Here is a 23,209-nt window from a genome sequence, read left to right on the forward strand (position 1 = left end):
GGTTACATCCTCGCGATACCGAAGCTGTTGGGTTTCACCGTGCGGTTCCTCGCCTCCCACACCGTCTCGAGCATGAAGCCGAGCGTGCGGCGGCTGTCCCGGGGATCGATCATGCCGTCATCCAGCATGTGGCCGGAGGTGTAGAAGGCGCTCGACTGGGAATCGAAGTGCTCGGCCAGGCGCCGCTCCTGGGCCTCGACCTCCGCCGGGTCCAGTTCCCGGCCCTTCGCCTTCGCCGCCGCCCGGGTGACGATGGACATGGTAGTGGCGGCCTGGTCGCCGCCCATGACGCCGGTGCTCGCGTTCGGCCAGGTCATCAGGAAGTCCGGGTCGAGGCCGCGGCCGCACATGCCGTAGTTGCCGGCGCCGTAGCTCGCCCCGATCATCAGCGTCAGACGCGGCACCGAGATGTTGGTCACGGCCTGGATCATCTTCGAGCCGTGCTTGATCATGCCGCCCTGCTCGTAGTGCCTGCCCACCATGTAGCCGGTGGTGTTCTGCAGGAAGACCGCCGGCAGGTCGGACTGGTCGCACAGCTGCAGGAACTGAGTGGCCTTGGTGGCGCCGTCCGGATCGATGGGCGCATTGTTGGCGAGGATGCCGCAGGCCTGGCCGTGGATCTCCGCCTGCACGCAGACCGTGCCCGCGCCGTAGCGGGGCTTGAAGTCCAGGAAGTCCGAGCCGTCGACGATGCGGGCGATGACTTCCCGCACCTCGTAGGGCCGGCGGTAGTCCAGCGGCACGATGCCGGCGATCTCGTCCGGGTCGTACAACGGCTCGGCGCCATCGCGCGCCGGCGGCCGCGCGCAGCGGTCGTTCCAGGCGAGGCGGGCCACCACCTCGCGGGCGATGAGCGCGGCGTGGGCATCGTCCTCGGCCACGTACTCGACCAGGCCCGATACCGTCGAGTGCATCTCGGCGCCGCCCAGTTCCTCGTCGGTGGCGATCTCGCCGGTGGCGGCCTTCAGCAGCGGCGGCCCGGCCAGGAATGCCTTCGCCCGGCCGCGCACGGCGATGACGTAGTCGCTCAGGCCGGGCATGTAGGCGCCGCCGGCCGTCGACGAGCCATTCAGGATGTTGACCACCGGGATGCCGGCCGCGCTCAGGCGCGCGAGATTCGCGAAGAAGGTGCCGCCGCCCAGGAAGCCACCCACCTTGTACTGCATGAGGTTCGCGCCGGCGCTCTCGACGCTGTGCACGAAGGGCAGCTTCTGGGCCAGCGCGATCTCCTGGCCGCGCAGGATGCGGTAGGCAGTGGGCTCGGTGAGCGAGCCAGCCTGGATGCCGGAATCGCTCACCGAGACCACGCAGCGCACGCCCGCGATGAAGCCGATGCCGACGATCACGTTACCGCCGGGCAGCGACTTGTCCTCTTCGCTCGTGTCGTAGAGGTAGCCGGCGATGTTGCCGATGGCGAGGAACGGCATACCGGGATCGAGCATGGCCGACAGGCGTTCCCGCGGCGTGAGCTGGCCGCGTTCCTCGAAGCGGGGCCGGCGCTTTTCCGAGATTGCCGCGCCGCGCGCGTTCAGCGCCTCCAGCTTTTCGATCAGGCCGAGCATGCCGGCACGGTTGTCGGCATAGCCGTCGGCGGCGGTGTCGATGCGGGAGTGATAGAGGGGCATGTCAGAGCGTCTCCGCCAGCGTGGCCGGCACGGGGATGGGGTGATCCAGCAGGACCTGAGCGTAGCCCTTGCCCTGGGGGTCGTTCCGGAGGCTCGCCACGCCGCCGCCGCCGAGCACGTCGTGTAACAGGAAGTTCACGGCGCTCGAGCCGGGTAGCAGGAAGCGCTCGACCGGGCCCGTGAGGAAGTGGGCAAAGCGGGCCGCGACCGCCTTCTCGGTGAGGGCCGCCCAGATGTACGGCAGGTGCTCGGGCCGGCGGGCGATGATGCCGATGTTGGCCTTGTCGCCCTTGTCGCCGCTGCGGCCCCAGGCGAGCTTCACCAGCGGCACGTCGACGGTGTCGCCGGCAAGATCGGGCGCAGCCGGCCACGCCGGCCGACGAATGGCATCGGCATCGAACGGGCCGCCGGGCGGCGGTTTCACGCGACCGGTGGCGCCGTCGACGTCGACGGTGACGGGCACGTCGCTCTTCGGGTAGAGGAAGGAGTACAGGCGCACCACGGGAGAGGGCTTCGGCCGGCCGCCGCCGGAGAACAGCGTGAGCCCCGGCGGCGCGCTGAGCGCCGCGCCGATGGTTTCCTGCAGCAGCGCGCCGACGCCGCGCGGGTCCGCGTGTTTCGCGGCGATCTTCAGCGTGACCTCCCGGGCGCCGGCGATGCGCCGCGCGGCGCCGTAGTGGCTCTCGTCGCCGAAGACTTCCACGAGGGTCTCGGTGTAGTCGTCCATGCCCTGTTGCTCGAGACGGCTGCGGGCGCGGGCGAGTGCGGCGTCCGCATAGGCGCGTGCCTTGCGCTCCGCATCGAAGCCATAGAAGAACAGGAGCTGGCCGCCGCGGTAACCGTCGGCGTAAGTCGCGCTCACCTTGTAGGTGTCGCTCGGCGGCCTGCCGCGGGCGCCACTGACACGCACCCGGTCCGGGCCGGCCTGCTCGAGGGTTACACCGGAGAAGTCGCAGATCAGGTCCGGCAGGACGTAGGCCTGCGGGTCGCCGATCTCGTAGAGCATCTGCTCGGCGACGGTGCCGATGCTGACCAGGCCGCCGGTGCCGTCAGGCTTGGTGCAGACGAAGCTGCCGTCGGGCGAGATCTCCGCGACGGGATAGCCGATGTCCGCGATGCCGTCAGCCACCTGTTCCCAGTCGGTGAAGTTGCCACCGGTGGCCTGGGTACTGCATTCGAGGATGTGACCGGCGACGCTGGCGCCGGCCATGGCGTCGTAATCGTCCGGCGGCCAGCCGAACTCGTGCAGGCAGGCAGCCAGCGTGACGGCGCTGTCGACCACGCGGCCGGTGACGACGATGTTGGCGCCGGCGTCCAGCGCGGCGGCGATCGGCAGCGCGCCGAGGTAGGCGTTCACGCTGGCGATACGCTCGGCCGGCGGCAGCGGCGCGCCGGAGAACATTTCGCGGATGTCTATTTCGGCGAGGTCGGCGATGCGGTCGGTGAGGTCGTCGCCGCGCACGACGCCGACCTTGAGATCGAGGCCCGCCTCTTTCACCAGCGCACGAATGGCATCCGCACAGGCATCCGGGTTCACGCCGCCGGCGTTGGAGATCACTTTCACGCGCCGGCGCCCGATCTCGGTGAGGTTCGGCCGGATGACGGCGGAGACGAAGTCGCTGGCGTAGCCGCGCTCCGGGTCGGCGCCACGGGCACGGGCCATGATCGACATGGTGATCTCGGCGAGATAGTCGTAGACGAGGTAGTCGACCCCGGCGGCGAGCAGCTGCGGGGTGGCTATCGAGGTCTCGCCCCAGAAGCCGACCGCACCGCCGATGCGCAGGATGTCCTTCGCCATAAGCCCCTCTGTCCGGCGCTCTGCAGCCGGCTCCGGTTGACTATGAAAGCAATTCAGTATAAATGAGTCAAGTTCATTATTGCTTTTTCAGGCTGGATGCGAGCATGAGTGACGCCGAGCCAAGGACGCGCCGTGAGCGGGTGGAAGCGCGCGAGGAGGCCATCATCGTGGCGGCGCACGAGGTGTTCCGGGAACACGGCTTCGACGGCGCACGCATCGCGGAGATCGCCAGGCGGGCGGCGGTCGCCGAGGGCACGATCTACCTCTACTTCAAGAATAAGGAAGCGCTCCTGCACGCGGTGGTAGGCACGTTCTACGAGCGGCTGACGGCGAGTGCGGAGGAAGGCGTGCACGGGCTCGCGGATACGCGCAAGCAGCTCGAGTTCCTGGCCCGCCATCACATGATCAGCTGTCTGTCGGAGTGGCGCATCATCGAGCTTGCGATGGCGACCTACCGGCAGATGTCGGAGTACGAGAGCTCCGGGTATCTGCAGTTCAACAAGACCTATGTGGCCGTGTTCGACCATGTGATCCGCGAGGGCATGAACCGAGGCGAGATCCGCAAGGACATCCCTATCTGGAATATCCGTGACCTCTTCTACGGCGCGCTCGAGTACTCGTGCCGCACCTACCTGCTGCGGGGGCACGCGGCCGATGACCTGGTTGAGATCGCGAGGAACGTCCAGCGCCTCATGCACATGGTCTGGCAGGGCATCGCACACGTCGGCGAAGAGCCGGCCGGCCACGCAGACCTGGAGGCGATCACCCGCCGTCTGGAAGCCATAGCCACCCGCCTGGAATAAGGAATAGGTGCCGGACCGAACTTTTGCAACTTTTCCAAGTTATTCCGGAAAGGCGTCTGGCGCCCCGAAGAACGCTCCGGCTCCAGAGAAACGCAAGAAAGTTGCAAAAGTTCGGTCCGGCACCCTCTACTTCTTGATTTCGCGTTTCAGGGTTTTTTGCAGCGTGTCGCCGTAGGGCGGTCGGATGCCGATTAGCTTCGCGACGCTCACCTTCGCCTGGCGATAGATCGCCTTGCGGTGGCTGAACTCCCGGAAGCCGTCGATCCCGTGATACGCACCCATGCCGCTCGGACCCACGCCGCCGAACGGCAGGTCCTCGTGACCCACGTGCCAGATCACATCGTTCAGCGTCACGCCGCCCGACGTCGTGCGCTCCAGCACCTCCCGCTCCTCGTCCCGGTCGCTGCCGAAGTAGTACAGCGCCAGCGGCCGCGGATGATCGTTCACATAGTCGATGGCCTCGTCGATCCCCCCGTACGTCATCAGCGGCAGCAGCGGGCCGAAGATCTCGTTCTTCATCACCGCCATATCGTCGCTGACCTGCTCGATGAACATCGGCGGTATCTTGTGGCTGCCCTGCTGGTGCGCGAAGTCCTCGCCCGCGGGATTCAGCTCCACGATCTTCGCGCCCTTCTCCTTCGCGTCCGACACATAGCCCTGCAATCGCGTGTGGTGCCGCTCGTTTATCACCGACGTGTACTCGTCGTTCCCGAGGATCTTCGGATACATGTCGACGGCCACCTCCTGCATCGTCTTCAGCAGCTCGTCGTGCCGGGACTCCTGCACCAGGATGTAGTCCGGCGCCAGGCAGATCTGACCGGCATTCATCAGCTTGCCGAGCATCACATTCTCCGCCGCCTGGCGGATATCCGCCGTCTTCGAGATGATCACCGGCGACTTGCCGCCAAGTTCCAGCGTCACGGGCGTCAGGTTCTTCGCCGCGGCCGCCATGACGTGGCGCCCCACCTCCGTGGCGCCGGTGAACTTCAGGTGGTCGAAGGGCAGCGTGGAGAACGCCTTGCCCACCTCCGGGCCGCCAAGGAAGAACGCAAGCTCGGTCTCGTCGAAATACTTGGCGGCCAGCTCCGCCATCAGGGCCGAGGTGCGCTCCGTGAACTCCGACGGCTTCACCATCACCCGGTTGCCGGCCGCGAACATGCCGGCCAGCGGCATGAAGGTCAGATTCACGGGGAAGTTCCACGGACTGATGCAGCCGACGACGCCCTTCGGCTGGAAATGCACCCTCGCCTTCGCGCCCAGCAGCGGCAGCGGGAAGTCCAGCTTCCGCTTCTCCGGCTTCATCCACTTCTTCACATTCTTGCGCGCATGCTTCAGCGCGCTCACCGACGACATGATGTCGGTCATCATCGACAGCGGCCGCGGCCGGCCGCCGAAGTCCGTATCCATCGCGGCCACCAGATCGTCCTTGTTGTCGATCACGAGATCGATGGCGCGGTTCAACCGATCGATACGGGTCTCGACGGGAACGAAGCCCTCCTCGAGGAAGGCGCGGCGTTGTTTCTCCAGGACCGCGAGCATGTCCTCACGGGTGGGCTCGGACGTCTTGGCACGGATCTGATCTGCGACGGCGCTCATGAGTTCTCTCCTGTTGCGGCCAGTAGCGAGGAGGTGTGGCCAGTCGCCGCAGCTGGCGGCGAGTCGCGGCGAGTTGCGTGCCGGCGACGCCCGCGGCGGGTGCCGGCGGCACCGTTCCCCTGCATCGGCACTACCCCTCTGTTACTCCGATCATACCGCCCGAGCCACCGCTTTTCAGCTGCGCGGCCGATGGCAGCGGCGAGACGATGCGCTAACATTGCGCCCCGTTCCGGAACGAGCGAGAGCAGACAGTGCCCCAGGACAGAACTCCCGTCATCGTCGGTGCCGGCCAGTACACCCAGAAAGACGTGGCTCCCGAGGACGCCCTGCCGCCTGTGCGCATCGCCGCCGAGGCAGCCCGCGCCGCCCTGGCCGCCGCGGGCGCGAAGGGCAACCTGGCCGCCGCCCTGGATACCATCGCCGTCACCCGCACCTTCTCCGACTCCACGCCCCGGCGCAGTCACGACCACGGCCGCGCCACGAACCCGCCCCGCAGCCTTGCCCGGCACCTCGGCGCGGATCCCGCGCGTGCCGTCTACTCCGAGGCAGGTGGCGAGGTACCCCAGCGCTACGTCAACGAGTACGCCGGGATGATCGCCAGCGGCGAGGCGGACGCCGTGCTGCTCGCCGGCGGCGAGGCGATGGCCACCGAGAAGGCAGCGCGCCGGGCCGGCCTCACCCTGAACTGGCAGGAAGAGGTGGAAGGCCAGCTGGATGACAAGGGCTTCGGCGTCATGTTCGTCGACCCCCGGGAACTCGCTCACGGGATCGGCTTCCCGGTGCAGACCTATCCCCTGTTCGAGCAGGCCATCCGCGGCCGGCGCGGACACCGCATCCGCGACCACCTGGCCGCCATGGGACGGCTGCTGAGCCCGTTCACCGCGGTGGCCGCCGACAACCCCTACGCCTACTTCCCGCGCCGGCGCAGCGCGGAGGAGATTGCCACGCCGTCCGGCGAGAACCCCTTCATCGGCTTCCCCTACACGTTGCTGATGAACGCCCGTGACGGCGTCGACCAGGGCGCGGCGCTGGTGCTCACCTCCGCGAGCAAGGCCGACGAACTCGGCATCCCGGAGGACAACCGCGTGTACCTGCACGGCTGCGCCGACCTGCGCGACAAGCTGCTGGTGGGCGACCGGGTCAACTACCACAGCTCTCCCGCGATCCGGCTGGCCGGTACCGAGGCGCTGGCGATGGCCGGCATCGGCATCGACGATATCCGCTATCTCGACCTCTACAGCTGTTTCCCGTCCGCGGTGGAGGCGGCGGCCGAGGCATTCGGCATCGCCGAAGAAGACTCGCGCGGCCTCACGCTCACCGGCGGCCTCCCGTACTTCGGCGGCCCGGGCAACAACTACACCATGCACGCCATCGCCGAAGCCTGGGCGCGCTGCCGCGACAACCCGGGCGAGTACGCGCTGGTGAACGGCAACGGCGGCTATCTCACCAAGCACTCCATCGGTGTCTACTCCACCCGGCCGATCGAGCGCGGCTGGCAGCGACCGGATGCCGCCCCCCTGCAGCAGGAAATCGACGCCATGGAGAGCCCGGGCCGGGAGCACAGACCCGAAGGCAGGGGCACCATCGAGACCTACACGGTGGTGTTCGGGCGGGAGGGCGCCGAGCGCGGCATCGTCATCGGCCGACTGGATGAGAGCGGTGCCCGATTCATCGCCAACACGCCGGCCGATCCGGCACTGCTGACGCGCATGGTTGACGAGGAGTTCCTGAGCCGGGGCGGCAGCGTGTCCGCGGGCGACGTGGTCAACACGTTCACGCCCGACTAGTTCACGTGCGGCTGACAGCGCCCGGCAGGGCGGGTTAAATCCTGCTCATCGGCCGTCGGGTGCGGTCGCGCGAAACACGGTCGCCGGCGCTCCGGTCCGCAGCGAGTACGACACCCCGGCAGGCGCGAAAAGGCTCTCGCCGCGGGCGAGTCCGAGCAACCTGCCGCCGCTCTCCAGCGTGAGGTCGGCATCCGCGGCAGTCACGATCAGGATGTCAGCACCGTGCGCGCGTCCGCCGTGCCACTCGCCGCCGGACGGCAGGTCGATGCGGCGCAGCTCGAACTCCTCGGCCGGCGTGCGGTAGACCGCCTCCACGCCATCCCGCTCGCCTCGGATCACCTCCGCCTCGCCGCCCTCGAAGGTGACCACGTCCAGCAACTCGTCCACGTCTACATGCTTCGGCGTCAGCCCGCCGCGCAGCACGTTGTTGGAATTGGCCATGAGTTCCATGCCGGTGCCGCGCAGATAGGCGTGCAGGTTGCCCGCCGGCAGGTAGATGCCCTCGCCGGGGGCGAGCCGTACCAGGTTCAGCAGCCACAGCGAGAACAGCCCCCGGTCGTGATGGCCGTCCCGCGAGAACTGCCGATCCGCCTCCAGCGTCCAGTAACCACGCTCGCGGGGATCCGACGGGGCCTCGCGGCGCAGCCGCTCCAGGAGCGGCGCCAGCGCGGCATCCACGACGCCCTGTCCCGAAGTCATCAGCCGGCGGTAGAGCGACTGCAGCCCGGCGGACGTCGGCTCGAACTCCGTGAACAGCGGCGCGAACTCGGGCACCTCCGCTGGCAGAGCCGCGATCTCCGCCAGCGGCCGAAAACCCCGCAGCGCAAAAAACTCCGTCAGCGCCACCAGGGCCTCGGGCTTGTGGTTGGTGTCCTTGTAGTTGCGATGGGGCGCCGAGAGGGGAATCCCGCAGGCCTCCTCGCGCGCAAAGCCTTCCTCGGCCTGCGCCCGCGTCGGATGCGCCTGGATGGACAGCGGCACCGCCGCAGAAAGTACCTTGAACAGATAGGGCAGCTCGCCGTAGCGACGCGCCGCGGCCTCGCCGAGCACCCGGCCGGGGCAGGCGGCCACCAGGCGGTCGAGCCCAACAGTGCCGGAGCCCAGTTCCACCTTGGAGGGCAGCTCCGGATGGGCGCCCAGCCAGAGCTCGGCGTAAGGCTTGCCGTCCGCGTTGGGCTCGCCGATCAGGCCCGGGATCAGATCGGTGCTGCCCCAGGCATAGTGCTGCACGCCGCCGTGCAAACGCAGGACGCCCGGACCCTGGCAAAAATCAGTCAGGTCTCTCATCGCCGGCGCTCTTGCCACCGCTCTTGCCACCGCCATTGCCGCCACTCTTGCCGGCAGCCTTGCCAGCGGCCGCCGGCTTCTTCGCGGACTCGTCCGCGGGCTTCGTGTGCAACCGGTTCATCGCCTGCTGCATGCCCTTCTCGAACAGCGTCGGCATCACGTCGGCGGCCCGGTCGACGGCCTCACGGATCAGCCGCTCCTCACCGGCCGGCGCGCGCCGCAGTACGTAGTCGGTGACCTCGTCCCGGTGGCCCGGGTGGCCGACGCCGATGCGCAATCGCGGATACTCCGGACCGATGTGCCGGGAGACATCCCTGAGACCGTTGTGGCCGCCGTGGCCTCCACCCTCTTTCAGCCGCACGTTGCCGGGCGGATGGTCCAGCTCGTCGTGGGCCACCAGGATCTCGCCAGGCTTCAACCGGTAGTAGTCCATGAAGGCGCGCACCGGCCCGCCGCTGCGGTTCATGTAGGAGTGCGGCTTAATCAGCCACAGCTCGCCGCCGTCCACCCGCACGCGGCAGGCCTCGGCGTCGAAGCGCTTGTGATAGGCGAAGCTGCCGCCGTGGCGCCGGGCCAGCTCGTCGACGAACCAGAAGCCGGCGTTGTGGCGGGTGTCTGCGTAGCGGTCACCCGGATTGCCGAGACCGACGATCGCCTTCACGGGAGGATAGTCCATGACTTCGGCATGTTAGCGCGATTCCCCCGGTGCACAAGAAGTACGCACAAGAAAAAGGCCGCACGCAGCGGCCTTTTCCGTGGAGACGAAGTGAGCGGATCAGTCTTCCTTCGAAGACCCGCCCTCGTCCTCGTCCTGTTCCTCTTCGCCGACGCGCGGCACTTCGCCCGCCTCCGGCTCTTCGCCTTCCTCGCCTTCCTCGCCTTCCTCTTCCTCGATGACCTGGCGCGGCATGTGGATCGAGACGATCACCTGGTCCTCGGCGTCTTCCTGGGCCAGCTCGACGATCTCGACACCCTCGGGCACCTTGATGTCGGAGAGATGCAGCATCTCGTCCATGCCGAGTTCGGCCACGTCCACGTCGATGTACTCGGGCAGGTCCTTCGGCAGACAGCTGACCTCCACCTCGTTGTACTGGCGGAACAGCACGCCGCCTTCCAGCTTCACGCCCTTCGCCGACTCCTCGTTGAGGTAGTGGATCGGGACGTTCATGCGGATGGCCTCGCCGGCGACGATGCGCTGCAGATCCAGATGCAGGATCTTGTTCTTTGCCGGGTGGCGCTGGATGTCCTTGAGGATGACTTCCTGAGCCTTGTCACCCACCTTGACGGTCAGCACGCTCGAGTAGAAACGCTCGCTCTCGGACTGCTGCAGGACCTTGTCGTGGTCCAGGGTGATGGCCCTTGGCGGCCGGTCGCCGCCATATACGATTGCGGGGAGCTTACCTTCGCGACGCAGGCGGCGGCTCGCACCTTTTCCCTGGTCTTCCCGGTAGTCCGCAACCAGATCGTACTCTTCGTTCATGAGCTTTCTCCGGTCGGATGAAAATTCGCCGGTAAGCCTTGCGACCAGGCCCGCCGGCGGACCCCTCCACGAGGGGCCGCGAATAATACCGGAAGCCGGGAGCTTTGTGTAGGAGGGCCTTCAGGCCCGACCTCGCTAGTCGAGGTACAGCGAGCTCACCGACTCCTCGTCGCTGATGCGGCGGATGGTCTCGGCCAGCAACTCCGCCGTGGAGAGCTGGCGGATGCGGGTGCAGGCGGCGGCTTCCTCGGACAGCGGGATGGTGTCGGTGACCACCATCTCGTCCAGTTCGGAGTTGGAGATGCGCTCCACCGCCGGGCCCGAGAGTACCGGATGGGTAATGTAGGCGACCACACGCACGGCGCCCTTCTCCTTCAGCACCGACGCCGCCTGGCACAGGGTGCCGGCGGTATCCACCAGATCGTCGATCAGCACGCAGGTCTTGCCGTCGACGTTTCCGATGATGTTCATCACCTCGGCCACGTTCGCGCGCGGCCGGCGCTTGTCGATGATGGCAAGATCCGTGTCGTCCAGCCGCTTGGCCAGGGCCCGGGCGCGGACCACGCCGCCGACGTCCGGCGAGACCACCACCTTGTTCGGGTATTTCTGCTTCCAGGCGTCACCGAGCAGGATGGGCGAGGCGTAGACGTTGTCCACCGGGATGTCGAAGAAGCCCTGGATCTGGTCGGCGTGCAGGTCCACGGTCAGCACCCGGTCCACGCCGGAAGTGGCGATGAGTTTGGCCACCAGCTTGGCGGTGATCGGCACCCGCGAGGCCCGGGGCCGGCGGTCCTGGCGGGCGTAGCCGTAATAGGGGATGACGGCCGTGATACGCGACGCCGATGCCCGGTGGCAGGCGTCCACCATCACCAGTAGCTCCATGAGGTTGTCGTTGGAGGGTGGGCAGGTGGGCTGGACGATGAATGTGTCCCGGCCGCGGATGTTCTCGAGTATCTCGACGCTGGTCTCGCCGTCGGAGAACTTGCCCACGTGGGCCTTCGCCAGGGGTATGCGGAGATGACGTGCGATATCGGCCGTCAGCTGGGGATGCGCGTTCCCGGAGAACAGCGCCATACTGCGAATATCCACCCGATCCTCCCTTTGCCCGTCTGTGACTCTTTGTTATTGCTCTTGTTGACGGGCGCAGTGCCTCTATGCCCGGCGACGATGGCTGGGGTGGCAGGATTCGAACCTGCGAATCACGGGATCAAAACCCGTTGCCTTACCGCTTGGCTACACCCCAGAAACCCGAACGCCGCCGGCCGCGCCGACGCGCGCATTGTCCCGAGCCTCCCCGGGGGTGTCAACGCGCCACCTCAGCGCACCGCGCCGGCGCCGAAATTCCACTCCTTCACCACGATGGTGAGGCGGATATCCGCGCTGCGGGCCCGGATCCGATAGGGCAGCATCACCCCGGCCGCGGCGCGGTAGTCCGGATACTCCACCCGCCAGCCGGCCTGCTCCAGCCGGGCCAGCCATCCCTCCGCCGCCACCTCGGTGTCCGCCGGGCGGGCCGGGTCCGGCAGTCCCCGGAGCCACCAGGACAGGCTCGCCACGGGGATGGACCAGCCGTAAATCTCGCGCAGCTCCTCCTCCGGCCGGGTCAGGGCCACGGTGCTGCCGTCGGAGGCGGTCAGGATCAGCCCGTACGGGCCGCCTTCCAGCCGGATGCCGCCGGCGCCGAGCGGACCGCGGATGGACACCGTGACGTCGCCATTGTCCTGACGCCAGTCGAGACTGCCGCTCTCGGCCTGGTCGCCGGCCACCAGCGCGATGCGCCCGCCGGCACGCCAGGTGTCCACCGCACCCAGCACCTCCCGGCGCTGCTCCCAGCCCTCCAGCGGCGGCAGGGTCAGGGTCGGCCGGGCCGCACAGCCCGACAGCAGAACGCCCACGATGCCGAGCGCAGCCAGTGCGGGCAGACGGGGCACGGCGGGATCAGCTCTCCGTGGACTCGGACGCTTCCATCAGACGCTGCAGCGTGTCGCGCAACGGTTCGCTGCCGGGGAATTCGTCGTAGGCCTCCTGCAGAATCTCGCGGGCCTCCGCACGCCGGCCGAGGACCCAGAGAGTCTCGCCGAGGTGGGCGGCCACCTCCGGGTCGCGGATCATGTCCCAGGCCCGTTCCAGATACGGCAACGCTGCCTCGGGCTCGCCCTGGCGGAACAGCACCCAACCCATGCTGTCGATGATGGCGGCGTTTTCCGGCTCCTTCTCGAGAGCGCGCTCAATGAGTTTGCGCGCCTCCTTCAGCCGGTCGGTGCGGTCCGCCAGCGTGTAGCCGAGCGCATTCAGCGCCGTGGCGCTCTCCGGGCGCAGTGCCAGCGCCTCCCGATAGCCCTCGACGGCGGCATCCGTCTCGCCGCGGGCAAGCTCCACCTCGGCGCGGCTCAGCAGCAGCCCGAGTGACGGCGGTTTGGCTGCCAGTATCTCGTCGTAGGCGTCCAGCGCCTCCTCGTAACGCTCCATGGCTTCCAGCAGCTGGGCTTCGGTGAAGCGCACGTCCAGCGCCTGGCGGGGATTGCGCCGGGCGAACCGCTCCAGCTGGGACAGCGCGCCGTCCGCCTGACCCAGACGGGTCAGGATCACACTCACCCGCTGCTGGGCGGCGAGTTGCAGGCCGCCTTTGCCCACCTGGGCGTACAGGCGCATGGCCTGCAGCCAGTCCTCGCGTTCCTCGGCGATCGTGGCCAGATAAAAGAGTGCCTCGTGGGTGTGCTCGCCACTCTTCAGCACTTCCGAGAAATCCGTCCAGGCGGCTTCGTAGTCACCCTGCTGCAGGCTGATGAGTGCCGTGGCACGCCAGGCATCGGCCTGCCCGGGCTCGTCCTGCAGCATCCGGTTCACTACGGTGCGCGCCTCGTCGGGCCGGTCCGCGCCGGCGAGGAACAGGGCGTAATCCAGCCGCAGGTCCAGATCTTCGGCATCGGCCAGCGGCGCGGCGGTCTCCAGCGCCGCCTCGGTCTGCTCGTCCGCCTCCAGCGCGCGGGCCAGCAGCAACGTGGCGCGGGGTTCCTCCGGCGCGAGTCCCCGGGCCCGCCTGGCGTAGGCGATCGCGGTCTCCGCGTCATCGGCGCGCAGGGCGGCGCTCGCCGCGGTAGCCTGGGCGTAGGCATTGTCTTCGTAGGCGTCGGCGAGGCGTTCGGCCACCGCGAACGCATCCTCGGGGTGGCCTTCCTCCATCAGTACCGTGACCAGCTCGCGGAACGCGGCATCGTCGGCGCCGTCGGCGGCCGCAGCCTCTTGCAGGTGCCGAGCCGCCTCTTCCACCTGCTGGTGCTGCAGCGCCAGACGGCCGGCGCAGCGCCGGGCCTCGGCGTCCTGCGGCGCGAGCTCCACCCAGCGCCGCGCAGCCTCGTAGGCGACGCGATCGTAGCCGTAGTCGAAGGCCGTCCGGGTCGCCTGGCTTGCGGTCTCTACCGACTCCCCGGCCCGTGCCGCCTTCAGGTATTCTTCGACCCCCGTGGCGTTCTCGCCCCGCTGCAGGGCGATCTCGGCCATGAGTATGTGGTAGGTTCGATCCTGCCCGTCGGTGGACTCGGGGGTCGGTTGCGGGGTGCCGGCGCAACCCGCCGCAAAGGCGGCCAGAAACAGAATCTGCAGCGTGGCGAGGGCCGGGACCCCGCCTCGACGCGGGAGGGTATGTGTGTCTAGCATTCGGAAATCCCTGTCGGTGACCCGGTGGGCCGCTTCGGGCAGATCACCGGCAGTTCGCTTATCATAAGCGCTGCGTGAACCAATCCGAATTATTGATTCCTTCAGATGCCGTTTTTCATCCTGGGCATTAACCATAACACGGCCCCGGTCGATATCCGTGAGCGGATCGTGTTCGACGAGACCGTGCTGCCCGATGCGCTGAGCGAATCGGGTTCGCTGCCCGGCGTCCGCGAGAACGTGATCGTCTCCACGTGCAACCGCACGGAGATCGTCTGCGACCTGGAGAGCGAGGCCGAGATCGGTCTCGTCGAGTGGCTGCACAACTTCCACGGCATGGACGACCGCCTGGCAGAGTGCCTGTTCCAGGCTCGGGACGACGCCGCCGCCCGGCACCTGTTCCGCGTGGCCTGCGGGCTGGACTCGGTGATCCTCGGCGAGCCCCAGATCACCGGTCAGCTGAAGGACGCCTTCCGCCACGCCCAGGGCCATGGCCGCGCCGGGCCACGGCTCACCCGGCTGTTCCAGCACGCGTTCTCGGTGGCGAAGAAGGTACGCACCGACACCACCATCGGCTCGAGCCCCGTGTCGGTGGCCTATGCCGCCGTGTCGCTCGCCCGCCAGATCTTCTCCCGCTTCGACAAACACACGGCGCTGCTGGTGGGCGCCGGCGAGACCATCGAGCTGGTCGCCCGCCACCTGCACGGCCACGGCATCGGCCGCCTGTTCATCGCCAACCGCAGCCTGCCGCGGGCGCGCGCGCTGGCCGCCGAGTTCGGCGGCTTCGCCCTGCCGCTCTCCGAGCTGCCCGGCACCCTGCCCGAAGCCGACATCATTATCAGCTCAACGGCGAGCCCCGACCCGCTCATCACGGCTGCCGATATGAAACGGGCGCTGGAACTGAGGAAGCGCAAGCCTATCTTCGCCTGCGACATCGCCGTGCCCCGGGACATCGAGCCAGAGGTCGGAAATTTCGAGGACGTCTATCTCTACACCGTCGACGACCTGCAGGGCGTCATAAACGACGGCCTGCAGAGCAGGAAGGCGGCCGCCGACGAGGCCGAGCGCATCATCGAATTCGAACTGGAGCGCTTCCGCAACGCCGAGCGGGTGCTGGATGCCGTGCCCATCATCAAGTCCATCCGCGGCCGCGGCGAGGAGCTGAAGCAGGAGGTGCTCGAGCAGGCCATTCGCCGGCTGTCGAATTCGGGCGACCCGGAGGCGGCGCTCCGGTATCTGGCCTCCACGCTCATGAACAAGATGCTGCACAAGCCCAGCGAGCGGCTGCGTCAGGCCGGCGAGGAGTCCGACGAGGCCATCATGCTCTCGGCCCGCGAACTCTTTGGTCTGAACGACGACAAGAAGAATCGCTCCTGAGGCCGGCCGCAGCGACGGCCGTTCCCCGTGAAAGACAGCATCGAACAAAAGCTCCAGGGTCTCGCCGACCGGTTCGAGGAACTCGCCGGACTGCTCGCCGACCCGGACGTCATCGCGGCACAGGACCGCTTCCGTGACTACTCCAAGGAGTACGCGCAACTGGAGCCGGTGATGTCGTTGTTCCGCAGCTACCGTGAGCTCGTGGACGACCTGACCGCCGCCGAGGAGATGGCGAAGGACGCCGACGCCGACATGCAGGCGATGGGCCGCGAGGAAATCGAGCGCCTGGAAGAGGAACGAGAGAGTCTGGAGCGCGAACTCGAGCTCGCCCTGGTGCCGAGAGACCCGAAGGACGAGAGCGACGTCTACCTCGAGATCCGCGCCGGCACCGGGGGCGACGAGGCGGCCATCTTCGCCGGCGATCTCTTCCGCATGTACTCCCGCTACGCGGAGGACAAGGGCTGGCGCGTCGAGGTGCTCTCCGCCAGCGAGGGCGAGCACGGCGGCTACAAGGAGATCATCTGCAAGGTGAGCGGCCGCAACGTCTATGCGCAGATGAAGTTCGAGTCCGGCGCCCATCGGGTGCAGCGGGTGCCGGAGACCGAGTCCCAGGGGCGCATCCATACCTCCGCCTGCACCGTGGCCGTGCTGCCCGAGGCGGAGGAAGTGGGCGAGATCGACATCAACCCCTCGGAGCTGCGCGTGGATACTTACCGGGCGTCGGGAGCCGGTGGCCAGCACGTGAACAAGACCGACTCCGCCGTGCGCATCACCCACCTGCCCACAGGCATCGTGGTGGAGTGTCAGGACGAGCGCTCCCAGCACAAGAACCGGGCGCGGGCGCTGTCGCTGCTGCAGGCGAAACTGGTGGCCGCCGAGGAAGAGGCACTGGCCACCGAGCGGGCCGAGACCCGCAAGCTGCTGGTAGGTTCCGGCGACCGCTCCGAGCGCATCCGCACCTACAACTATCCCCAGGGCCGGGTGACCGACCACCGCATCAACCTGACTCTCTATAAACTGGACGAAGTGCTGCAGGGCAGCCTGGACCCGATCATCGACCCGCTCACCCGGGAATACCAGGCCGACCAGCTGGCAGCCCTGACGGAACACTGAGGAACCGCATCGCCATGGACGCGCGGCAGCTCATCGACGCCATCGGCACCACGCCGCTGATCCGGCTGAATCGCGCGTCCGAGGCCACCGGCTGCGAGATTCTCGGCAAGGCCGAATTCATGAACCCGGGCGGCTCGGTGAAGGACCGGGCGGCGCTCGGCATGGTGCGCCGCGCCCAGGCCACGGGGGAACTCAAGCCCGGCGGCACCATCATCGAGGGCACCGCCGGTAACACCGGTATTGGATTGGCCATGGTCGGCAATGCGCTGGGCCATCCGAGCATTATTGTGATGCCGGATACCCAGAGTAGGGAGAAGATCGACGCGCTGCGCGCCTACGGCGCCGACGTTAGGCTGATCCCCGCCGTGCCTTTCCGCAACCCGAACCACTTCGTCCACGTCTCCGGCCGCATGGCCGAAGACATGAACGCCAAGGAACCCGGCAGCGCCTTCTGGCCGAACCAGTTCGACAACACCGCCAACCGTGACTACCACGCCGAGACCACCGGCCCGGAGATCTGGGACCAGACCGACGGCGAGGTGGACGCGTTCATCTGCGCCGGCGGCACCGGCGGCACGCTGGCCGGCGTCTCGCAGTACCTGAAGGCCTGCAAGCCGGAGGTGAAGATCGGGCTCGCCGACCCCGGCGGCTCCGGGCTCTACCACTACTACACCGAAGGCGAGATCCGCATCGAGGGCAGCTCCATCACCGAGGGCATCGGCAACTCGCGCATCACCGCCAACCTCGAAGGCGCCGAGATCGACCTGGCCTACCGGATCATGGATCAGGTGGCCATCCCGCTCGTCTACGACATGATCCGCGAGGAAGGCCTCGTGCTCGGCGGCTCCAGCGGCATCAACGTGGGCGGCGCCATGGCCATGGCGCGGGAGCTGGGCACCGGCCACACCATCGTCACGGTGCTGTGCGACGGCGCCATGCGCTACCGGGAGCGGCTGTTCAACCGCGCGTACCTGGAGTCGAAGGGCCTGTCATTGCCTGACTGGCTGGAGACCCTGTAGGAGGGCCTTCAGGCCCGATCCCGATTATGAACTACGCCTGGCACGACCTCATCGGCAACGCAGGCGTCGCGCTCATCATCCTCGCCTACCTCCTGCTGCAGCTCGACCGGCTGAGCAGCACGGCGCTCACGTATTCGGTGATGAACGCGCTGGGCGCCGCGCTGGTCATCATCTCGCTTTATTTCGACTTCAATCTGTCCGCATTCGTCATCGAGGCGTTCTGGGTGGTGATCAGCCTGGTCGGAATCGGACGCTGGTGGATGAAAAAGGCAGGCGAGGCACCCTGACGGATCGTAAACTGTGACGAGAACGATCGCGCGATACTCAGATCAGCTCCGGGGACGATGATCTGCGCGATGAGTGTGAGTCAGTAGCGCCGCACAGGATGCGGTCTGGCCCGTGACCGCGGCAGTTGCCGGGAGGTTATCGCCATGCAAACACACGAGAAGATCAGCTACGTCGAGTTTCCCGCCAGGCATCTGACCGCCACCAAGGCATTCTTCGAACGGGTGTTCGGCTGGTCTTTCGTCGACTATGGCCCCACCTACACATCGTTTTCGGCGGCAGGTCTCGACGGCGGGTTCTACGAGGCTGACGTCGCCGCATCGACGGACAACGGCAGTGCCCTGATCGTCCTCTACAGCGAGCGTCTGGAGGAGACCCAGGCCAAGGTGGAGGCGGCAGGCGGTCGAATCGTCAAACCCATATTCTCTTTTCCCGGGGGGCGCCGGTTCCACTTCACCGAGCCTAGCGGAAACGAGTTCGCGGTCTGGGGAGAGGACGCGGACGCGTGAAGGTCATCTTCTACGTCGCTGCGACTCTGGACGGATATACCGCCGGACGGTCCGGCAGCTTGGACTGGTTCGCGTGCGTGCAGGGTTCGTGACCCGGCGCGTGATGCCGCTCTGCCTCCACCCATTATTCGTAGCTTGTGGTACTTTTTGCCTATGGCGCACTTGGTTTCCTCATAAAAGTACTTTGATCCGGCTTCGGGCCAATTTGAGGATGACGATGGATCCGTGAAACTCCTCGGCCATAACAAAGTGCAAGCCGATGATCTACTCGTTGCTGCGATACTCGGTGCATTGAAGAGCGAGGCAGCATTTTCTGATGTTGAATTGAGGCAAATACTTGATGAGTGGTCATCAGAGCCACTTTATTTGCGTTCACCTTTCCAGGAGGAGTCAATCATGAAGAACTTCAAAACAGTAATGTTGTCCGTTATGTGCATCGTCGCTGGATACTTTCTACTGCTACCGACACAAGGGTATACGCATTGCCAGATTCCCTGTGGAATATACGATGACGCTGCCCGGGTTCAGTCAATGCTTGAAGATGCAGCTACCGTTGAAAAATCCACTAAGTTGATTGCAGAGTTGTCCGGAAAGTCTGACGCGCAATCTCGAAATCAAATGGTTCGCTGGATCATGAACAAAGAGCAACATGCTCAAAAGATTATTTCTACGATCAGTGATTATTTTCTGACGCAACGTGTAAAAGCCGATCAAAAGGATTATGCAGAGCGTTTGGCAAAACACCACGCTGTCATAGTTGCGGCAATGCAAGCCAAGCAGAACGCGGATGGCAAATACGCGAAATCTTTAAAGGAGAGTATCGAAGCCTTGCGAACATACTATCCTGAGCATGAACATGCCGAATAACCCGTAGTCGACCTCGACTAACTTTGATTCTCCCTCTCGGATCTGCAGCTCCAGCGGCGTACTGACGGCAATCACCCGTAAGCTATACTCTGCGCTCGCAGGGAGAGAGGGATCGGCCCATGTCCGCCGACGGAACGGTACTGCACAACCTGATGCACCGGCGCGTGCCGCAGATCGTCGGCATGTACATCGCGGCGTCGTGGCTGGTCATCGAGCTCGGCGACTGGGTCACCGAGCGTTCCGCCCTGCCGCCGAGCCTGACCTCCTACGTGTTCGTCGCCATGCTCGTGATGCTGCCGGCGGTGATCCTGTTCGCCTACAACCACGGCGCACCGGGCAAGGACCGCTGGACTCGTACTGAGCAGGTGTTCATTCCGCTGAACGCCGCGGTCGCCGTCGGCATACTCTACTTCACGGGGCCTTCGCTGCTGGTGGAGGCGGCGACAGAGACGGTGCAGGTCACGGACGAGACCGGAGCCGTCCGCGAGTTCGAGGTGGCCCGGCAGGGCTATCACCGGGAGGTCGTCGCATTCTTCTGGGAGAATCAGTCCGGAGACAGCGAGCTGGACTGGCTGAGCTACGGCCTGCCGTTCATGCTCGCCCACGACATGAACCGGGTATCACCGGTAATCACCGTGGAAACGCCGCTCGACTCCACCTCCATGAAGAGCGAACTCCGGGACCGCGGCTACGACACGCTGCGCGACGAGCCACCCGCACTGCGGGTACAGATCGTGAGAGACCGCCGCAGCGCCGCGTTCGTCACCGGCAGTTTCAGGACCGACGGCGATACGCTGATCATCACAGCCACGCTGATCGACGCCGAGTCCGGCGACGAGATCGGCACCCACACGGTGTCTGCCGACGACTGGCTGGCCGGCGTCGACGACGTCAGCGAAGCCCTGCTTGATTACCTGGACGTCTCGCCGGGCGAGAACCGCAGCGACGACCCGATCGCGCAGCATCTCAGCGACTCACTCGAGGCGGTGCGTCACTACACCACCGGCCTGGTCGCGATCGGCCTGAACAACGACTTCGAGCAGGGCATCGCCGAACTGAGCCAGGCCCTCGAGGATGACCCCAACTTCGCCGAGGCCAGCGGCGAACTCTCGGTGTCCCATTACCTGGCAGGCGACATCGAATCCGCCCGGGCAGCGGCCGCAGCGGGCCTCAGGAACAGCTACCGTCTCTCTGAGGCCAGCCGCTTCGTGCTGAGAGCCAACCGTTACGTCTTCGACGGCGATTACGAACGCGCCCTGCGGGTGCTCGACATGTGGACGGAGGTGCAGCCGAACAGCACCAAGGCCTACGAGCAGCAGGCCCGGCTGGCACGGCTGCAGGGCGGCGACGCGGGGCTCGCGAAGGCGCGAGCCGCCTACGACCGGCTGCTGGAACTCGACCCGCTGGCAGTCGGGGTCTATCGGCAGATGGCCGGCCTGGAGCAGCAACGAGGCGACTACGAGGCAGCCGCAAATTACCTGCGGCTGTACCTGGAGAGCCGGCCGGACAGCGCCGGCGCCCACCAGCAGCTGGCCGCCGTCTACCAGGCTGCCGGCGAGCTCGACAAGGCCCGGGCATCGCTCGAGGATGCCGCCGTGCTGGCGGACGACCCCCGCGCCTCGGAGCTGGCGCTGGCCCGCATCGAGGCGGCCCGGGGCGACTACGCCGCGGCGGAACAGCGTCTCGCCGCGCAACTGGGCGACTCGCTCAACCCGGAACAGCGGGTCGAAGTGCTCAGCGCCCAGACGGAGATCGCGCTGGTGCGCGGGCAGATCGAACGTGCGCTGGCGCTGCACGCGGAGATCATCGAACTCAGCAGGACATTCGTGCCGCCGATGGTGCGCCTGATCAACCTGGAGAACCAGCGCTCCAGCCTGCTGCTGCTGCTCGGACGGTTCGACGAGGCGCTCGCGAACGCCGACGCGATTTCCGCACAGCTGCAGCCGCCCTTCGACTCGTTCATGAACTTTACCTACACGGAAATCCACGCGCGCACCGACGACCGCGAGGCGTTCCGGGAGCGTGCGGCGATGAGCCGGCAGTCGATAGGCCAGTACCCCGAGGTCTTCAAGTCGTTCATCGCCACCGAGACCGCGAAGATCGCGATCTGGGACGGAGACTTCGAGACGGCCATCAGGGAAGTGGACCGCGCGCGGGAACTGCTGGACAAGTCCATCCTGCAGGTGCTGGTCGGCAACCTCAGTTCGTCGTCGGTCTACGTCGCCATCGCGGAGCTGTACCTGGAGGCTGGTGCGCCGGATAAGGCGCGCAACGTACTCGAACGAGTGCTGAAGGTATTCCCTGCCTACGGTTTCGCCAAACTGACGCTCGCCAAGCTCCATATCGGCGAAGGTGACCCGGCGACCGCGAGGCCTCTGTTGAAATCCGCGCTCGAAGTCTGGTCGGCTGCCGATGCCGACTACGTGCACCGGCAGGAAGCGGAGGAGTTGCTGGCTGCGCTGTGATCCCCGGTGACGCTGAGCGTTCCGCGCCGCGCCACGATCACGAACTGCGCCGCGCAGTCCCGGCGTGAGGTGCGCATAGAGCAAGTTCGGCTGACCGGCCAGGCTGCACTCGACATCCCGGTCAGCCACGTGGAGCGATGACCGACGGTGCTGAGACTGGCACTATCCCGACAATGAGCCTCATCGAGATACTCGCCCTCTTCGGCATCATGGCGTCGCTTGCCGCCATACCGAGCGCCAGTGTCGCACTCGTCGTGACGCGGTCGGCGACGTTGGGTGTGGGTAATGGGGTAGCGGTTTCCGCGGGAATCGTTCTGGGTGACCTGGTCTTTATCGGGCTGGCGGTGTTCGGTCTGTCCGTACTCGCAGAGACCCTCGGCAGCCTGTTCCTGGTCATCAGGTATCTGGGGGCGATATACCTTCTCTGGCTTGGCTTTTCGCTGCTGAGGACGAAACACGGGACCACCGTGCCGGCAAACACCGGTAACGCACGTGCAAGTCTCGCCGCCAGCGTTCTCGCGGGCTTTGCTCTGACCCTGGGAGACGTCAAGGCCATCCTGTTCTATCTCAGCCTTTTTCCCATTTTCGTTGACTTGTCTGCGCTTCAGGCCGGAGACGTGGCGACGATCATGTGCATCACGGTCGCGAGCGTCGGCGGCGTGAAGATGCTGTACGCGCTATCGGCGCGAAAGCTCGCGATGATGGCGAAAGAACTGAAGTTCGAGAGCGCCGCCAGGAAGACGGCGGGAACCATCATGGTCGGGGCCGGGAGCTATATCATTGCGAAAGCGTGACTGTGCGCAGCGGGCGCGCCCGTCCGCGCCCTCATGCGGGGCGGATGTGAATGGACGCTGAGTACAGCGCGATAGCCCGTCGCCTCGGCATCGGATCCGTATCACTCGTCGCAGCCTTGCTTCTGATGTATGCCATCACGCTCGCTGCCGGCTTCGCTTCGCTCGAGTCCGCTGACCAGCCGATCGGCGATCCGTATTTCACGCTGCTGGAGGTTCTGATCCTCCTGATGACGCCTGCGATGGTCCTGCTGATGGTCGCGGTTCATGCTTGGGCGCCCGCGCGACGGAAGGCGCTCAGCCTCGCAGCGGCGATCTTCATGGCCATTGCGGCGGCGCTTACCTGCGCGGTGCACTTCGCGATCCTGACTCTGAGTCGGCAGGCGGAGTTTGCGGCGCACGAGACTCTGCCGCTCCTGCTCTCGTTCGAGTGGCCTTCGCTGGCATACGCCCTGGACATCCTGGCGTGGGACGTGTTCTTCGCGCTCTCGATGCTGCTCGCCTCCACCGTGTTCAGCGGGAGTCCGCTGGCGCTCTCGATCAGGGCGGCCATGCTGCTGAGCGGGGGCCTCGCCCTGGCGGGTCTGAGCGGTGTCGTGACCGGCAATATGGCGCTCCGCAACATCGGCATCGCGGGCTATGTGGGCGTGTTCTTCATCGTCGTGCTGCTGCTGGGCGGACTGTTTTACCGCAGCGTAACGGTGCAGGCCGAGGACACGCGACGGCCCGGCGCCGAAGCGTGACGTCCTCCCG

At 66.5% G+C, this 23,209-nt stretch carries 21 protein-coding genes and 1 tRNA gene; 12 read left to right on the forward strand and 10 right to left on the reverse strand.

Going from position 1 to position 23,209, the window contains the following annotated elements; translation table 11 throughout:
- Positions 1 to 2: 2 nt before the first annotated feature.
- Entirely contained in the window at positions 3 to 1,625 is a 1,623-nt protein-coding gene (locus ACJMKX_RS07785; RefSeq protein WP_405223401.1) for an acyl-CoA carboxylase subunit beta, read from the reverse strand.
- A 1-nt stretch (position 1,626) separates the two neighbouring features.
- A complete protein-coding gene (locus ACJMKX_RS07790) occupies positions 1,627 to 3,423 on the reverse strand; it encodes an acyclic terpene utilization AtuA family protein (RefSeq protein ID WP_405223404.1) in 1,797 nt (598 codons plus the stop codon).
- 104 nt (positions 3,424 to 3,527) lie between these two features.
- Here ACJMKX_RS07790 and ACJMKX_RS07795 point away from each other — a divergent pair, with 104 nt between their 5' ends.
- Entirely contained in the window at positions 3,528 to 4,226 is a 699-nt protein-coding gene (locus ACJMKX_RS07795) for a TetR/AcrR family transcriptional regulator (RefSeq protein ID WP_405223407.1), read from the forward strand.
- Positions 4,227 to 4,352: 126 nt separating this feature from the next.
- On the opposite strand, the gene ACJMKX_RS07800 is transcribed toward ACJMKX_RS07795, so the two are convergent.
- Complete coding sequence (locus ACJMKX_RS07800) at positions 4,353 to 5,822, reverse strand: coniferyl aldehyde dehydrogenase (protein WP_405223410.1); 1,470 nt, start codon at positions 5,820 to 5,822, stop codon at positions 4,353 to 4,355.
- A 251-nt stretch (positions 5,823 to 6,073) separates the two neighbouring features.
- Here ACJMKX_RS07800 and ACJMKX_RS07805 point away from each other — a divergent pair, with 251 nt between their 5' ends.
- Positions 6,074 to 7,609: an acetyl-CoA acetyltransferase gene (locus ACJMKX_RS07805; protein WP_405223413.1), complete on the forward strand. Its 1,536-nt coding sequence runs from the start codon at positions 6,074 to 6,076 to the stop codon at positions 7,607 to 7,609.
- 45 nt (positions 7,610 to 7,654) lie between these two features.
- On the opposite strand, the gene manA is transcribed toward ACJMKX_RS07805, so the two are convergent.
- From manA to ACJMKX_RS07840, 7 genes are all read right to left on the reverse strand, one after another.
- A complete protein-coding gene (manA, locus tag ACJMKX_RS07810; RefSeq protein ID WP_405223416.1) occupies positions 7,655 to 8,896 on the reverse strand; it encodes a mannose-6-phosphate isomerase, class I in 1,242 nt (413 codons plus the stop codon).
- Positions 8,880 to 9,572 carry an aminoacyl-tRNA hydrolase gene (gene pth / locus ACJMKX_RS07815; RefSeq protein WP_405223419.1) on the reverse strand — a complete coding sequence of 231 codons (693 nt, stop codon included), beginning with the start codon at positions 9,570 to 9,572 and terminating at the stop codon, positions 8,880 to 8,882. The genes manA and pth overlap by 17 nt, the downstream gene beginning before the upstream one ends.
- A gap of 99 nt (positions 9,573 to 9,671) precedes the next feature.
- Positions 9,672 to 10,376 (reverse strand): 50S ribosomal protein L25/general stress protein Ctc, encoded by a 705-nt coding sequence (locus ACJMKX_RS07820; RefSeq protein WP_405223421.1) that lies wholly within the window; start codon positions 10,374 to 10,376, stop codon positions 9,672 to 9,674.
- A 135-nt stretch (positions 10,377 to 10,511) separates the two neighbouring features.
- Positions 10,512 to 11,450 carry a ribose-phosphate diphosphokinase gene (locus ACJMKX_RS07825; protein WP_405223802.1) on the reverse strand — a complete coding sequence of 313 codons (939 nt, stop codon included), beginning with the start codon at positions 11,448 to 11,450 and terminating at the stop codon, positions 10,512 to 10,514.
- Positions 11,451 to 11,544: 94 nt separating this feature from the next.
- Positions 11,545 to 11,619: transfer RNA gene (locus ACJMKX_RS07830), tRNA-Gln, on the reverse strand.
- A 73-nt stretch (positions 11,620 to 11,692) separates the two neighbouring features.
- Entirely contained in the window at positions 11,693 to 12,307 is a 615-nt protein-coding gene (gene lolB / locus ACJMKX_RS07835) for a lipoprotein insertase outer membrane protein LolB (RefSeq protein ID WP_405223424.1), read from the reverse strand.
- 7 nt (positions 12,308 to 12,314) lie between these two features.
- Positions 12,315 to 14,033, reverse strand: coding sequence for a tetratricopeptide repeat protein (locus ACJMKX_RS07840; RefSeq protein ID WP_405223427.1), 1,719 nt, complete (start codon positions 14,031 to 14,033; stop codon positions 12,315 to 12,317).
- Between the two features lie 105 nt (positions 14,034 to 14,138).
- Here ACJMKX_RS07840 and hemA point away from each other — a divergent pair, with 105 nt between their 5' ends.
- The 10 genes from hemA (at position 14,139) to ACJMKX_RS07890 (ending at position 23,199) form a co-directional block, all read left to right on the forward strand.
- On the forward strand, positions 14,139 to 15,407 hold the full coding sequence (hemA, locus tag ACJMKX_RS07845; protein WP_405223429.1) for a glutamyl-tRNA reductase: 1,269 nt from the start codon (positions 14,139 to 14,141) through the stop codon (positions 15,405 to 15,407).
- A gap of 27 nt (positions 15,408 to 15,434) precedes the next feature.
- Entirely contained in the window at positions 15,435 to 16,520 is a 1,086-nt protein-coding gene (gene prfA, locus ACJMKX_RS07850) for a peptide chain release factor 1 (protein WP_405223431.1), read from the forward strand.
- A gap of 14 nt (positions 16,521 to 16,534) precedes the next feature.
- The gene (locus tag ACJMKX_RS07855) at positions 16,535 to 17,539 is read left to right on the forward strand and encodes a cysteine synthase A (protein WP_405223434.1); all 1,005 of its coding nucleotides are present in this window, start codon (positions 16,535 to 16,537) and stop codon (positions 17,537 to 17,539) included.
- Positions 17,540 to 17,565: 26 nt separating this feature from the next.
- Positions 17,566 to 17,826, forward strand: a complete 261-nt coding sequence (locus tag ACJMKX_RS07860; protein ID WP_405223437.1) for a CBU_0592 family membrane protein — start codon at positions 17,566 to 17,568, stop codon at positions 17,824 to 17,826.
- A gap of 144 nt (positions 17,827 to 17,970) precedes the next feature.
- Entirely contained in the window at positions 17,971 to 18,333 is a 363-nt protein-coding gene (locus tag ACJMKX_RS07865; RefSeq protein ID WP_405223440.1) for a VOC family protein, read from the forward strand.
- A gap of 225 nt (positions 18,334 to 18,558) precedes the next feature.
- On the forward strand, positions 18,559 to 19,200 hold the full coding sequence (locus ACJMKX_RS07870; RefSeq protein WP_405223443.1) for a superoxide dismutase, Ni: 642 nt from the start codon (positions 18,559 to 18,561) through the stop codon (positions 19,198 to 19,200).
- Positions 19,201 to 19,319: 119 nt separating this feature from the next.
- Positions 19,320 to 21,665: a tetratricopeptide repeat protein gene (locus ACJMKX_RS07875; RefSeq protein WP_405223446.1), complete on the forward strand. Its 2,346-nt coding sequence runs from the start codon at positions 19,320 to 19,322 to the stop codon at positions 21,663 to 21,665.
- Positions 21,666 to 21,671: 6 nt separating this feature from the next.
- Positions 21,672 to 21,806 carry a hypothetical protein gene (locus ACJMKX_RS07880; protein ID WP_405223449.1) on the forward strand — a complete coding sequence of 45 codons (135 nt, stop codon included), beginning with the start codon at positions 21,672 to 21,674 and terminating at the stop codon, positions 21,804 to 21,806.
- Positions 21,803 to 22,459 (forward strand): LysE family translocator, encoded by a 657-nt coding sequence (locus tag ACJMKX_RS07885; RefSeq protein WP_405223452.1) that lies wholly within the window; start codon positions 21,803 to 21,805, stop codon positions 22,457 to 22,459. The genes ACJMKX_RS07880 and ACJMKX_RS07885 overlap by 4 nt, the downstream gene beginning before the upstream one ends.
- Before the next feature lie 50 nt (positions 22,460 to 22,509).
- Positions 22,510 to 23,199, forward strand: coding sequence for a hypothetical protein (locus ACJMKX_RS07890; RefSeq protein ID WP_405223455.1), 690 nt, complete (start codon positions 22,510 to 22,512; stop codon positions 23,197 to 23,199).
- Positions 23,200 to 23,209 lie beyond the last annotated feature (10 nt).

This window comes from Lentisalinibacter sediminis, from assembly GCF_040706615.1.
Classification (GTDB): domain Bacteria; phylum Pseudomonadota; class Gammaproteobacteria; order Steroidobacterales; family Woeseiaceae; genus Lentisalinibacter; species Lentisalinibacter sediminis.